Source organism: Frigoribacterium sp. PhB116 (assembly GCF_004364285.1).
Classification (GTDB): Bacteria; Actinomycetota; Actinomycetes; order Actinomycetales; family Microbacteriaceae; genus Frigoribacterium.
In genome coordinates this window covers 786,565-801,330 of record NZ_SOBE01000002.1, presented here as the reverse complement: position 1 = coordinate 801,330, position 14,766 = coordinate 786,565, and the positions used below count along the sequence as shown (strand labels likewise).

Here is a 14,766-nt window from a genome sequence, read left to right as displayed (position 1 = left end):
GTCAGCTGCGCAGGGTGAAGGCGAGCAGCTCGGGCGCACGACGAGTGAACGTGCGCGAGCCGATCGCGACGCCGACGACGAGGACGACGACGCCGGCGGCGAGCCCCGTGACGAACGACCACATGTCGGCGTCCTGCTGCCCCTGCAGCAGGTAGCGGCCGGCGAACCAGAGCGACGGGGACGTCGCGAGGACAGCTCCTCCGATCATCGTGACCTGGGCCGTCACCGAGGCGCTGCCGTGTGCCTGGGGCTGCTGGAACGGGTCGTCGTGCGGACGCACCGCCGCGTAGGGCATCGCGGCCGAGACGATGCTCGACAGCCCCAGGCCGCTCAGCAGCAGCCCGGCGGACACCCCGATCTCGGGCAGCAGGGCGCCCCGGTCGCCGAAGAGCCACGTGGCGACGAGCGAGCCGAGCACGACGAGCGGCACCCCGATGAGCAGAGGAGGCGCGAGGCGGCCCACGCGGTCCGCGAGGCCCCGCGTGCCGGCCGCGACGTGCAGCCACAGGGCGGTGCTGTCGTACGCGACGTCGTTGTGCGGGAGGAACCCGAGGATGAGGCACATGAGCGGCACCGGCAGGAGCGCGAGCCAGTGCCAGCTGATCCCCGCGATGCCGAGCGGGACGACGAGCAGCGGCAGGATCGGGATGATGACGAGGGACATGCGGTAGCGCGCGTCCCTCATCCAGTAGGTCAGGCTCCGGCCCGCGACGGCACCGGTCGGGCTCGCCCGGACGAACTCGAACCAGCCGAGGCCGGCCGCGTCGTCCGCGACATCGGGCTCGGGCTGGTCGACGAAGGCGCGGGCCACGAGCGCCCGCCACGCGAGCCAGAGGGCGACGAGGGTGACGACCGCCACCACGAGGTCGGCGACGACCCGGCCCGTCTCGCCGACCGCGGCGTGACCCGGGAGGGCGAGGGCGGCGCCGAACGGGGTCCAGGCGAGCACGTCGGCGACGACCCCGCTCGTCCTGCCGCCGGGGAGGGTGGCACGGACCAGGTCGATGACGAGGGGCACGAGCAGCACCGCGACCACCACGCCCCCCGCGACCAGGAACTGACGAGCCCGGCGGGTGGTGAGGACGACGCTGTTGATCGTCGCCGCCACCAGTGACGCGAGGTAGGCCGTGGCACCGGCGAGGACCACGGCGAGAACCGCGAGCGACGCGATGCCCTGGCCCTCGCCCCACGAGCGCACGTAGCCGGGAGCGACCGCGACGAGGGCGAGCACGGGCAGGCCGACCGCTCCGCCGAGGGCGAGTCCGACGGCCGCCGACCCCTCGGGCACGCCCAGGACGGCCAGGCGGCGGGGGTCGCTCCACGGGGGCCGGACCCGCGCGAACGGCAGCACGCTGTAGGCGACGAGGACGAGCGCCCCGGCGCCCACGACGAGCGCACGGACGTCGCTGAGCGGATCGTCGCGCAGCGAGCCCGCGAGGGCGGACACGGCGAAGGAGGCGCCGAGGACGAGGAGGACCGACACGACCGTGACGAGCAGCCGGCGCGGCTCGTGCCGGACGGTGTTCGCGATCGTCTGGAGCCTCAGTCGGAGAAGCTCTGCAACCATTCCATGCCCTCCGTGACGGCTCGGCCGCCGGCCAGCTCGACGAACGTCTGCTCGAGGGATCGGCCGGCCCTGACCTCGTCGACCGTCCCGCTCGCGAGGACGTGGCCGTCGACGATCACCGCGACGCTGTCGCAGATGCGCTCGACGAGGTCCATGCTGTGGCTCGACAGCAGCACCGTGCCGCCGCCGGCGACGTAGCGCTGGAGCACGTCCGTCACCGTGGCCGCCGACACCGGGTCGACCGACTCGAACGGCTCGTCCAGCACGAGCACGCGGGGCGAGTGGATGACGGCCGCCGCGAGGGCGATCTTCTTCGTCATGCCGACCGAGTAGTCGGCGACGAGACGGCCGAGCGCGTCCTGCAGCCCGAAGGCGGCCGCCAGGTCCGCCGAGCGCTTGCGGGCCGTGGCCCCGTCGAGTCCCCTGAGGGTCGCGGAGTAGTAGAGGAGCTGGGCGCCCGTGAGGCGGTCGAAGAGCCGGAGGCGGTCGGGCAGCACCCCGAGGGCGCGCTTGGCGGCCGCAGGGTCGTCCCACACGTCGGAGCCGAGCACCGAGACGGTGCCCGCGTCGGGTCGCAGGAGCCCGGTGACGATCGAGAGGGTGGTCGTCTTGCCCGCGCCGTTGGGGCCGACGATGCCGTAGAACGAGCCGGCCCGCACCTCGAGGTCGACGCCCTCGACGGCGACCGTGCTGCCGTACCTCTTCGCGATCCCCTTGATCGAGAGGACCACGGGTCGCTCCGCGTCGTCGGCAGGAGGCGCGGTCGCCTCGTCGGGGCCCGTCGCGTCGTCCGTGACCACGGCCGGCAGCTCGTCGTCGTCCGTGCCCGCGTCGACCGACCCGGACTCGTCGTCCGTCTCGACCGCCGGCTCGTCGGGCGCGGTCGCCAGTGCGACGACCTCGTCGTCGTCGTCCTGGGCGGGCTCCGCCTCGTCGGGCGCGCCGTCGGCGTCGGCCGGCAGGGCGACGGCGTCGCCCGGCACGCTCTCGTCGACGTCGTCGGACTCGACCACGGCCTGCTCCTCGGCGGCGGGCACGCCGTCGAGTTCGGCCACGGCCTCCTCGGCGACGGCCGCCTCCTGGGCGGCGGCCTCGGCGGCGGCAGCTTCCTCGGCCGCCGCGGCGGCAGCAGCCGCCGCCCGGGCGCGTGCGTTCGCGGCCCGCGTGGCCGCGGCCTTCTTGGCGGCTGCCGACCGGTCGGCAGCCGTCCGGGTCGAGGCGGGCTTGCGACCGGCCGACGTGGTCCGAGGGCTCCTCGGGGCGGGAGACGCGCCTCCTCGGGAGGGGGTCCGCTCGCGTCCCGGCTGCTCCCGCTGGCCCGTCGTGCCCTGGCCGGGCCCGTCGACCGTCGCCACCCCGTCCGGTGCGTCCGTCGGCGTCGCCTCGTCGTCCATCTGATCCCCCCGGTGAAGCACGTCCCCGCCGCTGCGCGTCGCCTCGTCGGGATGCAGGGCACCCTCCTGGTCGTCGCGCGCGGAAGCCATCGCACCACCGTACCAAGCGAGCGAGCCCGGCACGCCCGCCCTGAGGACGATCACGAAAGGGACACGACCTCGACCAGCACCTGCCGCTGAGCGACCGCTCGCTGTAGTCTGGGCGAGCACGACGACGTGTCCGCATCGAGTCCCGAGGGTGAACGCCGCCCGAACACCAGACGGAGGGGCGCCACAGACGGCGCCCGACCGCACCTCCCGGGGCACGACCCAGAAGCACGACCGACACCTGTCCAGACCCGGGGCCCGCCCCACGGATCTCCGATCCGAGGTCCAGGCGGCGCACCGTGACGGCCCTCACCACCGGCCGGCACGGAACGACAGGCAGACAGTCAGCCCCACGAGGAGACAGACGTGAGCAAGACAGACAGCACCGCCCCCCAGATCGTGATCCTGGCCGCCGGCCTCGGCAGCCGCCTCGGTCGTTCGCTCCCCAAGGCGCTCACCGAGCTGAGCGACGGCCGCACCATCATGCAGCAGCAGTTCGACAACATCCGGTCGGCGTTCGGGCCCGACGCCCGCATCACCGTCGTCGTCGGCTACAAGTTCGAGCACATCGTCGAGGCGTTCCCCACCGCCTCCTTCGTCTACAACGAGCAGTACGACCAGACGAACACCTCGAAGAGCCTGCTGCGCGCGCTGCGTGCCAGCACGTCCGGCGGCGTCCTCTGGATGAACGGCGACGTCGTGTTCGACCCCGAGGCGCTGCGCCGCGCCGCGCGTCAGGTCCGCGACGAGCAGTCGTTCGTCGCCGTCAACACCTCGAAGGTCTCCGACGAAGAGGTCAAGTACACGACCACCGCCGAGGGCTACATCGCGCAGCTGTCGAAGCAGGTCGTGGGCGGCCTGGGCGAGGCGGTCGGCATCAACTTCGTCGCCAAGGCCGACAAGGCCGTCCTCATGCGCCAGCTGGCCAAGGTCGACGCGCAGGACTACTTCGAGCGCGGCATCGAGCTGGCCATCGAGCAGGACGGGCTACTCTTTGAGCCCGTGGACATCTCCGACCTCTACGCCGTCGAGGTCGACTTCGCCGAGGACCTGGAGCGCGCGAACCTCTTCGTGTGACCGGGGCCCGCCCCGTCGGCCGGGATGTCCCCCGAGACCGAGGACACCCGTGAGCACAGCCCTGGCCGATCGTCCCCGGCGCACCGGGGCCGCCCGCTACCGGCAGACGCTGTGGCTGCTGACCAGCCGCGACCTCAAGGTCCGGTACTCGACGTCGGCGCTCGGCTACGTCTGGTCGATCCTCGACCCGCTGGTGATGGCGGGGATCTACTTCTTCGTCTTCCAGGTGGTGTTCCAGCGATCGGTCGGCGAGGACCCGTACATCGTCTTCCTGCTGAGCGGGCTCCTCCCGTGGATGTGGTTCAACGGAGCAGTCTCCGACAGCACGCGCGCCTTCATCCGCGAGGCGAAGTTGGTGCGGTCCACGAAGATCCCCCGCACGATCTGGGTGTTCCGCCTCGTCGGCTCCAAGGGCATCGAGTTCGCCCTGAGCCTGCCGGTGCTCGCCCTGTTCGCGGTGCTCGGCCGAGCCGAGCTGCACTGGCAGGTGGTCTTCCTGCCACTCGCCATGGTCATGCAGACCGTGCTCGTCGCCGGCGTGGGGCTGATCGTCGCCCCCCTGGTCGTGTTCTTCCGCGACCTCGAACGCGCGACCAAGCTCGCCCTCCGGTTCCTCTTCTACGCGTCCCCGATCATCTACGGCACCCGCGACCTGCCCGAGAGCCTGCACCTCCTCGCGGCCTTCAACCCGCTGAGCGGGATCTTCGGCCTCTACCGGTCCGCGTTCTTCCCCGAGCAGCTCGACCTGCTCGAGGTCCTCGTCGGAGGCGGCATGTGCCTGCTCCTCCTCGCCGTCGGCCTCGCGGTGTTCCGGGCCAGCGAGCGCGCCGTGCTGAAGGAGATCTGATGACTCCCCCCACCGGCGACCAGCCCGTGATCCGCGTCGAGGGCGTCGGCATCCGGTTCCGCCGCAACCGTCGCGGACGCCGCTCCTTCAAGGACCTCTTCTCCGACTCGAGCCGGCGGTCGCGCCCCGGCGAGTTCTGGGCCCTCCGCGACGTCTCGTTCGACGTCCGTGCGGGCGAGGCGATCGGGGTCGTGGGCCGCAACGGGCAGGGCAAGTCGACTCTGCTCAAGCTCGTGGCTGAGGTCATCCTCCCCGACACGGGGTCCGTCTCGGTCTCGGGAGGCGTCGCCCCCCTCATCGAGATCACCGGCGGCTTCGTCGCCGACCTCACCGTGCGCGAGAACGTCTACCTCACCGCGGGGCTGCACGGCATGCGCCGGGACGAGATCGACGAGCGCTTCGACGAGATCATCGACTTCGCCGAGATCGCCGCGTTCGTCGACACCCCCTACAAGCACCTCTCGAGCGGCATGAAGGTCCGGATCGCGTTCGCCGTCATCTCCCGGCTCGAGGAGCCCGTCATCCTCGTCGACGAGGTCCTCGCGGTGGGCGACAAGGCCTTCCGCGAGAAGTGCTACGGGCGCATCGAGCAGATGCTGGCCGACGGCCGCACGCTGTTCCTCGTGTCGCACAACGAACGCGACCTCAAGCGCTTCTGCGCCCGGGGCCTCTACCTCGACAAGGGCGAGCTGGTCTTCGACGGCCCGCTCGACGAGGCCCTCGCCCGCTATGCCTCCGATCATCCTCCCCGGCCCGCGGCGTAGCATCCGGTGATGCCCGATCGCCACGTCTCGCCCCGTCCCGCCGAGGACGACATCGTCCGCATCGATCCCGCTACCGGGTCTCCCGAGCCGTACCGGGCCGCGTCGCAGGACGGCCAGGTCGTCGACTCGGCGTGGCTGCGTCGTCTCGACCGCCTCCTCGCCGTCCAGCGGCCCGTGGTCGTCAAGCACGTCGCGGCCCTGCGGCGCCGCCACCGCAAGGCGGACCCGGCCAAGCTCATCCGCATCCTCGAGCGCGAGTACCTGACGGCCGTCACGTCCGGCGGGGCGGCCGTCGGGGCGAGCGCGGTCATCCCCGGCGTCGGCTGGGGCATCTCCCTCGCGCTCTCCGGGGTGGAGACCGCGGGGTTCCTCGAGGCGAGCGCCCTGTTCGCCCAGTCCGTCACCGAGGTGCACGGCATCGCCGTCACCGACCCGGAACGCGCCCGGGCACTCGTCATGACGATGATGATGGGCGCCCCCGGCGCGACCCTCGTCCGGCAGTTCGCCGGGGAGGCGCTGGGCACGGCCCCTGCGCGCAGTGCGTTCTGGGGCGAGCTGGTCACGCAGAAGCTCCCCAAGACCGCCATCAGCGGACTGACCGACACCGTCCGCAAGCACTTCGTCCGGCGCTTCGCCGCGTCGCAGACCGCCACGGTCCTCGGCAGGGCCGTCCCGTTCGGCATCGGCGCGGTCGTCGGCGGCACCGGCAACCACCTGCTGGGGCGCAAGGTCGTCGCGAGCGCGAGGGACGCGTTCGGACCGGCTCCCGCCTCCTTCCCGGTCGAGCTCGGGGCCTGACGCACCTGGCGGCCCGACGGACCGCCGCGGCGTCGTCGTGCGGCGCGAGGTCGTTCCTCCCCCGACAGGGCGCACTCCACAGGGCGGAGCGGGAAGGGTCGGGGGTCCGACCTACCGTCACGGCATGACCGTGACAGCTCCCACCGCCTACAGCGTCCCCTTCCGTCTCGACCGCTCGCGCGGGCCGCGGGTCGTCCGCCTCGTCAACGACGGCAGCGAGACCGTGTCGTCCCTGAGGGTCACCTTGCTCGGCTCCGGCCTCCTGGTGCCCGTGAGCACCGGCACCCTGGCCCCAGGGCAGTCCCTCGCCCTGAGCGTCATCGGCCCCGAGCTCGTGGCGAGCTCGATCGCCGTCGTGCGGTGGTTCCGGCCGTCCCGGGAGGAGTACCTCTGGCGGTTCAGCTTCTGACGGCGCGGGCGCGCCGCTCCGCCACGTAGTCGGCAGCCGAGAACGCCTCGAGCACAGGCGGCAGGTGGTCGCCCGACATGCCGCCGACCAGCACGGCCGGGTCGACGCCGAGCACCGCCGCGAGTCGCACGATCGTGTGGAGGACGGGGTTGCCGACGCCGCGCTCGATCTTGCCGTAGTTCGACACGTTCATCCCCGCGAGGTGGGCGACCTCGTCCTGGCTGAGCCCGAGGCGCTGACGCTCGCCGCGGACACGTTCACCGAAGAGCAGGGCGGCGGGCGACGAGGGATCGGGCATGCCTCATGGATACGCCCCTCAGCGATGCGGTGCCAGATTCCAGACGCCTGGATGCCACGGCAACGAGCGCTGCATGCCTCTGACTACGACCGAGGACCGAGCCTAGGAGGCGGTCGTGCCGCCCGAGGACTCGGTGTCCGATGCGTCGATGTCCGCCGCATCGGCGCGTCGGGCGAAGTCGTCCCTCCTCTCGACGAGCTGCAGCACCGCCTCCTCGAACCGCCTCGTGGCGGCGCCGGGAGTCGTGTCGCCGAAATACCGGCGGACCCAGTGCTCGAGGCGTCGACGGGCCTCCGGGTCGTCACGGACGCGGTCCACCACGTCGACGACGTCGCCGGCCTCGGCGGCCTCGAGCCACTCGGCGGCCCCGAGGTAGCCTCGTTCGTCGACGTCGGCCTCGGCGGACGCCGGCCTCGTCACGAGGAGGGGCCGGCCCGTCGCGAGGCGGTCGTAGATCATCGCCGAGACGTCGGTGATCGCGACGTCCGCGGTCGTGAGCTGCCAGCCGAGCTGGGGGCTGGTGTCGTAGACGTGGCCGGCTCCGGGCGTCGCCGCGTTCGCGGCCTCGATCGCCGCGACGACCGCCTCGTGCGCGCGACGGTAGTCACGGTCGACCACCCCGCTGCGAGGGTGCGGACGGTAGACGAGCCGGTGGCGCCCCGACGCCAGCAGCGCTTCGGCCAGACGGACGCCGTGCGTCGCGATCGACCCGTAGGTGGCCGCCGGACGGTCGCCCTCCCAGGTCGGGGCGTAGAGCACGACGATGCGGTCGTCCGGCTCGAACGGGGGCGTCCCCGCAGCGTGGTCGGCCTGGGGCCGGCCGATGGGCACGGCACGGCGGTCGAGGTCGTAGTCCCAGAGGGCGGCCTCGAGCCGTGCCCGGGCGGCGTCGCCTGCGATGAAGGCGTAGTCGTACGCCTTGAACTGGTTCGTGGTCATGTACATCTTGTCGCTCTCGCCGTGGTTGACGAAGACGTGCCACATGCGCCCGTAGCGCATCATCTGGAAGTTCTTGGCGTTCTGGTTCACGTACAGGGTCATGGCCAGGGGATGCGACCCGACGAAGTCCTCGAGGTCGACGACCTGACGGGCGTAGACGACGGGGACGGGCGACTCCTCCAGCAGGGCGAGCATGGCGCCGGGCGAGCGCGCGACGATGGCGACGGGGACGGTCTCGGCGAGATGAGCCAGCGGCGCGTACCACTGCCTGATCTGGTACATGTTCACCGCCGTGTCCGCGAAGTAGACGGCGACGCGGACCGTCCCCGGCGCCGGGCGCCGGCGGTCGTCGCCGAGACGCTCGAGCTGCCGGCGCTGACGCCGCGACTTCCAGGCGCGCGAGGCCAGTCCCCTGGCGAGCGAGAGATCCCGTTTCAAGGGCACGGAGGGTCCTCCTGTGGTGCTGATGTGCCCGACGACCGTCGCGCACCGGGGTGTTCCAGGCTAGATCACCGGGGGTCGACCGGACCTGGACATGCGCAGGACCGTTACCCAACCGATGGACCGACGGCCGCCGGGAGACGTGCGCCAGCCCTCGGCCCAGCCGCCGAACCAGGCCCCGAGGCGGGCCGGCGTCGAGGCCCAGCGCAGCACCTGCACCGCCGTCCAGCTGCCGACGTACACGGGGACGAGCGGCCACGGCAGGTTCCGCTTGGCGAGCCACACCCGGTTGCGGGCGTTGAGCCGGTGGTACTCGGCGTGGCGCGCGGGGTCGATCGCGGGGTGGTGCGCCACGAGTCCGCCCTCGTACCGGACCCGGAGGCCCTGCGCCCAGACCCGCCAGGCGAGCTCGATGCCCTCGTGGGCGTAGAAGTAAGGCTCGCCCCAGCCCCCGCAGGCGTCGAAGACCCGGCGAGGCATCACCGTGGCGCCCTCCCAGACCGAGAAGACGTCGCTCGGCTCCGCAGGGTCGCCCTTGCGCAGCCGCGGGATCCAGCGGCGGGGCGAGGTGGCCCCGGAGGCGTCGACGACCCGGGGCTGGACGAGCCCCACGTCGCCCTCGCGCCGCATCAGCTCGATCGCGTCGGCGAGGAACGTCGGGGAGGGGATGCTCGCGTCGTCGTCGAGGAAGAACACCCACTCGCCCGACACGCGCTCGGCGCCGCGGTTGCGACCTGCGGGGATGCCGACGTTCTCGGGGAGCGTCAGGACCGACACGCCCTCGGGCACGGGGCCGGGGCCCCCGCCGTTCCCGACGCACACGACGTCGACCTCGACGCCGACCTGCGCGAGGACGCTCTCGAGGCCGCGGCGCAGGTCGTCAGGCCGGCGGCCCTGGGTCAGGCTGACGACCCCGACCCGAGGTGTCGACCGAGCCGCCTCGCCGCTCAGGAGCGGACCCTCTTCGACGCCATGATGGCCACGAAGTGGCCCACGAGGGCGACCACGGACAACGGCAGCAACAGCGACACGAGCACGCGGTCCGCCAGGGGCTCGCCGACGACCAGCCCCACGAGGGCGGCGACGAAGGCGAGCATCGTCAGCTCGACGGAGTGGTAGAGCCGGTGGAACGGGACGAAGCGGGCGGCGGAGCGGAGCCGTGACAGGAGGCGCCCGCTGGGGACGGTCGCGCCGCCGCGCTTGTCCTCGAGGCGCGTCAGGCCGGCGTTGGCCCGGGCCACGTGCACCATGTCGTTGAGGGCCTTGTTGAGGACGATGACGAGCGCGAGCGCCGTGCCGAGCGTCGTCCAGAGCCAGTCGGCGGGCACGTCGAACGGCCAGCCGGCCGCCCGGACCCCGAGCGCCAGGGGGATGAGGGCCTCGGTCGAGTAGTGCCCGACCTTGTCGAGGAACACCCCGGCCGGCGAGCTCGTCCCCCGCCACCGGGCGACCTCGCCGTCGCAGCAGTCGACCAGCATCTGCAGCTGGCCGAGGACGAGGGCGAGCATCGCGCCGCCGATCCCGGGCACGAGCAGCGCTGCGGCGGTGGCCCACCCCGTGAGGATCATGAGCCCGGTGACGCCGTTCGCGGTGACGCTCGTCTTGAGCAGCCACCACGTGAGGTAGGGCGAGACGTCGCGCAGGTAGAGCGAGGCCGTCCAGTGCTCGGCGTTGGCACGGCTGCGGACCTCGGGCGGCTGAGCCACCCGTCGCAGCTCGGCGATGGACGTGGGACGCGTGGGCAGCGCGGTCATGGCGTGAGGCTATCTTCCCGTGTGCGCGGTGATGTTCCCCGTCAGGTCGAGGAACCCCGCCACGAAGCCGAGCCCCCAGCCGAAGTGGATGGAAGGCAAGACTACGAGAAACCACAGCCGCGTGCGGAGACCGTCGCCCCGGGCCACGAGGACGGCGGCCAGCACCACGAAGGCGGCGTAGAGACCCGGCACGACGAGCCCGAGCAGTGCCCAGGCCGCCGCCGTCCCCGTCAGCGCGCCGACGAGGCCCACCAGCCCGGCCAGCACGCCCAGGGCGACGCCCACCACCATCGCGGGCGGCACGAGGTAGCGGAGCGTGTTGGCCTTGGGGAACCGCCGCGCGAGCTCGCCCCGCCACAGCCCCGTGGCGACGAACTGCCGGGCGAGCTTGCGGAGGCTGGGTCGCGGACGGTACGTCACCACGAGCTCGGGCGTGAACCAGACGGTGCCCCCGGTGGCGCGGAGGCGGCGGTTGAGCTCCCAGTCCTGGCCGCGCTTGACGCCTTCGTCGAACAGCCCGACCTCGAGGAGGCGGTGGCGCAGGAACACGCCCAGGTAGGCCGTCTCGGTCGGCCCCTCCGCACCTCCGACGTGGTGGGGGGTGCCGCCGAGCCCGACCCGGCTGCCGTACGCGCGGGCCACGGCCTTCTCGAAGGGGGTGCGCCCCTCGGCCAGCATGATGCCGCCGACGTTGTCGGCGCCGCTGCGGCGCAGCGCGTCGACGGCCAGCCGCGTGTAGTCGCGCGGGAGCACCGAGTGCGCGTCGACCCGCACCGTGATCGGGTGGACGCTGGCGCGGATGGCCACGTTCAGGCCCGCCGGCGTGGAGCCGACCGGGTTGGGCAGCGTGCGGATGCGGGGGTCGGCGGCCGACATCGCCGCGACGACCTCGTTGGTGCCGTCGACGCTCGGACCGAGGGCCAGGAGGACCTCGAACGGCCCCTCGTAGTCCTGGTCGACGAGGCTCTCGACCGCGGCGCGGATCTCGCGCTCCTCGTTGAGCACGGGCATGACGTAGGACACGCCGGGCGCCGAGCTGTCGGGGAAGGTCATGGAGGGGCCTCGGGATGCGGCGCTGACGCGCTGGCGGACGAGACCGGAGCCCCGCGGAGATCCCGCCGAGCCTACCAAGGCCGCAGGGCGGGCCGGGGCAACAGGTGCCCCGGTCCGCCCTGAGGAGGAGCCGTGTCGTCCCCGAGGTCAGCTCGTGAGCGTGTCCAGGGTCACCTGGGCGGTGGCCTCCGCGCCGTCCCGCACGTACGTCAGCTCGGCCGTGGCGCCCCCGGCGAGGAACCGGACCTGGGCGGTCAGGTCGGTGCGGCTCGTGACCGCGATGCCGTTGAACTCGGTGACCACGTCGCCGGCCCGCAGGCCCGCCTCCTGGGCCGCGCCTCCCTGGCTGATCTCGACGATGAGCGCTCCGACACGGTCGGCGCCCTGCGCCGTGGCCGCGTCGTCGACGCTTGCGCCGAGGAGGCCGTGGGTGGCGCTGCCGTTCGCGATGATCTCCTTCGAGACCCGCTGCACGAGGGCGGAGGGGATGGAGAAGCCCACGCCGATGCTGCCCGAGGACGAGCCGGAGCTGGCGATCGCCACGTTGAGGCCGATCAGGTCGCCCTCGGCGTCGAGCAGCGCGCCGCCCGAGTTGCCGGGGTTGATCGACGCGTCGGTCTGGATGACCGGCAGCGAGATCACGCTGCTCGCCTGGTTCTGGGTGCTCCCGTCGCCGTTGTTGAACGAGAACGGCCCCTGGCCGTTGTTGTCGCCCTGGTCGCCCTGGTCGCTGCCGTCGCTCGGCGCGGCCGAGGACTGGACGGTGATGCTGCGGTTCAGGGTCGACACGATGCCGTCGGTCACGGTGTTCGAGAGGCCCAGGGGCGCACCGATGGCCACGGCGGTGTCGCCCACGTTGAGCTTGGACGAGTCGGCGAAGGTGATGGGCTTGAGGCCCGTGGCGTCGACCTTGAGGACGGCGAGGTCGACGGTGGGGTCGAGGCCGACGACCTCTGCGGGCAGGATGTTGCCGTCGCTGAGGGTGACGGTCACCGTGCCCGAGGCACTCGCGCCGTCGAGGGTGACGACGTGCGTGTTGGTGACGATGTAGCCGTCGTCGGACACGATGACGCCGGACCCTGTGCCGCCCGACGATCCGCTCGCGACGTTGATGGTGACGACGGACGGCGTGGCCTTGGCCGCGACGGCCGTGATGGCCGTGGCGTCGTCGTAGTCGTTGACCGTGAGCTCACGGGACGGGCCGCTCGAGGCGGTCGTGCCGCCGCGTCCGTCGGCGACCACTCCTCCCACGACCCCGCCGAGCGCGCCGCCCGCGATCAGGCCGACGGCGAGGGCGGCCGCGAGGACGCCCTTGCCGCGGCGCTTCGTCGTCGTCGAGGAGGGAGGCGCCCAGGAGGCGGCACCCTGGGGAGCTCCGCCCGTGGCGGGCCGCCCGAAGGCGTCCGTCTGCTGCGACGACGCCTGCGCGTACTGCGACCCCTGCGGCGCCTGCTGGTACGACGAGGGCTGCTGGTACGAGGCGGGTTGCTGGTAGGAACCAGGCTGCTGGTACGACGCAGGCTGCTGGTGGGCCGCGGGCTGCTGGTACGAGGCGGGCTGCTGGTAGGACGCGGGCTGCTGGTACGACGCCGGCTGCTGCTGGGCTGCAGGCTGCTGGTACGACGCCGGCTGCTGGTGGGCTGCAGGCTGCTGGTACGACGCCGGCTGTTGGTAGGACCCAGGCTGCTGCGGCGCGGCAGGGCGCCCGTCGGCCGAACCGGCGCGCGCGGCCGCCTCGTCAGCGAGGGATCCCGGCGTGCTGCCCGGCAGGGGCGGTGCGCCGAACGTCACCGGGGGCTCCTGCCCGCGCGGGGCGGTGGCGGCCGTCTCGGGAAGGCCTGCGGTGTCCGGTCGGTCGGCCCGCGCCTCCTCGGCGGGGCCCCCGGTCGTCGGCGCCTCGTTCGTCGCGTCGGCGTCGTGGTCGTGGTGGGGACCGACGTGGTCGTCCGCGCCTCGGGGGGTCTCGTTCATGAGGGTGTGCTCCTTCCAAGCCCTGACAGCCTGGTCGCGCAAGCTGTGCAGCGCATAAGACCCGCCTGGGAGCGGGCTGCGGTCAGCTTATGCGTCCGCCGGTGAGGGTCGGCCTGCCCCCGCTGAGGCGCCCGGTCGTGCGGGTACCGTGACAGCACCATGACTGCACCTGCCCCCTGGGAACGCGCCGCGCGCGGCGCGATGCTGCTCGACGGTGCCGGCCGCGCCGCGCCCACCGTCTTCGCCGAGATGTCCGCGCTGGCGGCCCGCACCGGGGCGATCAACCTCGGCCAGGGGTTCCCCGACGAGGACGGCCCTCGGGTCGTGCTCGACGCCGCCCACGCCGCCCTCGACGCCGGCCTGAACCAGTACCCGCCCGGTCGCGGCAGGCCCGAGCTGCTCGAGGCCGTCGCCGAGCACCAGCGGCGTTTCTACGGCATCGAGCTCGACCCGGGACGCGAGGTGCTCGTCACGGCCGGCGCCACCGAGGCACTGGCCGCGACGGTCCTCGCCCTCGTCGACGACGGTGACGAGGTCGTCACCCTCGAGCCGTTCTACGACGCCTACGGAGCCGTGATCGGCCTCGCCGGCGGGGTGCACCGCACCGTCCCGATGCGCGGGGCCGAGTTCTCGGTGGACCACGCCGAGCTGCGCGCGGCGTTCTCCGACCGCACGGCCCTCGTGATCGTGAACGACCCGCACAACCCGACGGGGACGGTGCTCGACGCGGCGACGAGGCAGCTCGTGGTCGACCTGGCGCGCCGCCACGACGCCGTCCTCGTCACCGACGAGGTCTACGAGCACCTGCTCTTCGACGGTGCCGCACACGTGCCGCTCTCGATCCTGCCGGGCGCCGCGGAGCGCACCCTGAGCATCTCCAGCGGCGGGAAGACCTTCAGCACGACGGGCTGGAAGATCGGCTGGCTCACCGGCCCCGAGCACCTCGTGTCGAAGGTGGTGACGGTGAAGCAGTACCTCACGTTCGTGAACGGCTCGGTCTTCCAGCCCGCGATCGCCGTGGGGCTGGGCCTGCCGGACGAGTGGTTCGCAGGGCTCGCCGCCGGCCTGCAGCGCAAGAGGGACGTGCTCGCCGACGGCCTCGCCGCAGCCGGCTTCTCGGTCGCGCCGTCCCGCGGCGGCTACTTCGTCGTCGCCGACGCCGCCCCGCTCGGCTTCCCGGACGCCGCCGACCTCTGCCGGCGACTGCCCGAGCTCGCCGGCGTCGTCGGCGTCCCCGTCAGCGCCTTCTGCCACGAGGAGGCGGCGGTCGAGCACGCGTCGCGCATCCGGTTCGCGTTCTGCAAGCGCACGGAGGTGCTCGAGCAGGCGGCCCGTCAGCTGGCGGCCCTGCGCGTCTGAGGGGCGGG

14 protein-coding genes are annotated in these 14,766 nt (G+C 72.9%); 6 read left to right on the top strand and 8 right to left on the bottom strand.

The features are described from left to right. Position 1: 1 nt before the first annotated feature. Positions 2 to 1,567, bottom strand: coding sequence for an ABC transporter permease (locus EDF20_RS10175; RefSeq protein WP_123548163.1), 1,566 nt, complete (start codon positions 1,565 to 1,567; stop codon positions 2 to 4). Then, a complete protein-coding gene (locus EDF20_RS16070) occupies positions 1,543 to 2,367 on the bottom strand; it encodes an ABC transporter ATP-binding protein (RefSeq protein ID WP_243833462.1) in 825 nt (274 codons plus the stop codon). Before EDF20_RS16070 ends, EDF20_RS10175 begins: the two co-directional genes overlap by 25 nt. A gap of 1,047 nt (positions 2,368 to 3,414) precedes the next feature. Between EDF20_RS16070 and EDF20_RS10165 the strand changes: the two genes are divergently transcribed. From EDF20_RS10165 to EDF20_RS10145, 5 genes are all read left to right on the top strand, one after another. Then, positions 3,415 to 4,125 (top strand): phosphocholine cytidylyltransferase family protein, encoded by a 711-nt coding sequence (locus EDF20_RS10165; RefSeq protein ID WP_233569133.1) that lies wholly within the window; start codon positions 3,415 to 3,417, stop codon positions 4,123 to 4,125. A 49-nt stretch (positions 4,126 to 4,174) separates the two neighbouring features. Beyond that, positions 4,175 to 4,972, top strand: a complete 798-nt coding sequence (locus EDF20_RS10160) for an ABC transporter permease (RefSeq protein WP_123548162.1) — start codon at positions 4,175 to 4,177, stop codon at positions 4,970 to 4,972. Continuing rightward, positions 4,972 to 5,736: an ABC transporter ATP-binding protein gene (locus EDF20_RS10155; RefSeq protein WP_123548161.1), complete on the top strand. Its 765-nt coding sequence runs from the start codon at positions 4,972 to 4,974 to the stop codon at positions 5,734 to 5,736. Before EDF20_RS10160 ends, EDF20_RS10155 begins: the two co-directional genes overlap by 1 nt. Positions 5,737 to 5,745: 9 nt before the next feature. Then, complete coding sequence (locus EDF20_RS10150) at positions 5,746 to 6,534, top strand: hypothetical protein (protein ID WP_233569132.1); 789 nt, start codon at positions 5,746 to 5,748, stop codon at positions 6,532 to 6,534. Between the two features lie 124 nt (positions 6,535 to 6,658). Beyond that, positions 6,659 to 6,943 carry a hypothetical protein gene (locus tag EDF20_RS10145; RefSeq protein WP_133738559.1) on the top strand — a complete coding sequence of 95 codons (285 nt, stop codon included), beginning with the start codon at positions 6,659 to 6,661 and terminating at the stop codon, positions 6,941 to 6,943. Here EDF20_RS10145 and EDF20_RS10140 read toward each other — a convergent pair. The 6 genes from EDF20_RS10140 to EDF20_RS10115 form a co-directional block, all read right to left on the bottom strand. Continuing rightward, positions 6,933 to 7,241: a helix-turn-helix transcriptional regulator gene (locus tag EDF20_RS10140; RefSeq protein ID WP_123548159.1), complete on the bottom strand. Its 309-nt coding sequence runs from the start codon at positions 7,239 to 7,241 to the stop codon at positions 6,933 to 6,935. The two genes, EDF20_RS10145 and EDF20_RS10140, sit on opposite strands and share 11 nt — an antisense overlap. 102 nt (positions 7,242 to 7,343) lie before the next feature. Next, entirely contained in the window at positions 7,344 to 8,624 is a 1,281-nt protein-coding gene (locus EDF20_RS10135; RefSeq protein WP_233569131.1) for a CDP-glycerol glycerophosphotransferase family protein, read from the bottom strand. Between the two features lie 60 nt (positions 8,625 to 8,684). Next, positions 8,685 to 9,572, bottom strand: a complete 888-nt coding sequence (locus tag EDF20_RS10130; RefSeq protein ID WP_123548347.1) for a glycosyltransferase — start codon at positions 9,570 to 9,572, stop codon at positions 8,685 to 8,687. Next, positions 9,569 to 10,375, bottom strand: coding sequence for a CDP-alcohol phosphatidyltransferase family protein (locus EDF20_RS10125; RefSeq protein WP_133738558.1), 807 nt, complete (start codon positions 10,373 to 10,375; stop codon positions 9,569 to 9,571). The genes EDF20_RS10130 and EDF20_RS10125 overlap by 4 nt, the downstream gene beginning before the upstream one ends. A 9-nt stretch (positions 10,376 to 10,384) precedes the next feature. Continuing rightward, positions 10,385 to 11,428 carry a glycosyltransferase family 2 protein gene (locus tag EDF20_RS10120; protein ID WP_123548157.1) on the bottom strand — a complete coding sequence of 348 codons (1,044 nt, stop codon included), beginning with the start codon at positions 11,426 to 11,428 and terminating at the stop codon, positions 10,385 to 10,387. A 147-nt stretch (positions 11,429 to 11,575) separates the two neighbouring features. Next, positions 11,576 to 13,399, bottom strand: coding sequence for a trypsin-like peptidase domain-containing protein (locus EDF20_RS10115; RefSeq protein ID WP_133738557.1), 1,824 nt, complete (start codon positions 13,397 to 13,399; stop codon positions 11,576 to 11,578). Between the two features lie 159 nt (positions 13,400 to 13,558). Between EDF20_RS10115 and EDF20_RS10110 the strand changes: the two genes are divergently transcribed. After that, positions 13,559 to 14,758, top strand: a complete 1,200-nt coding sequence (locus EDF20_RS10110; RefSeq protein WP_133738556.1) for an aminotransferase class I/II-fold pyridoxal phosphate-dependent enzyme — start codon at positions 13,559 to 13,561, stop codon at positions 14,756 to 14,758. The last annotated feature ends 8 nt before the right edge of the window (positions 14,759 to 14,766 follow it).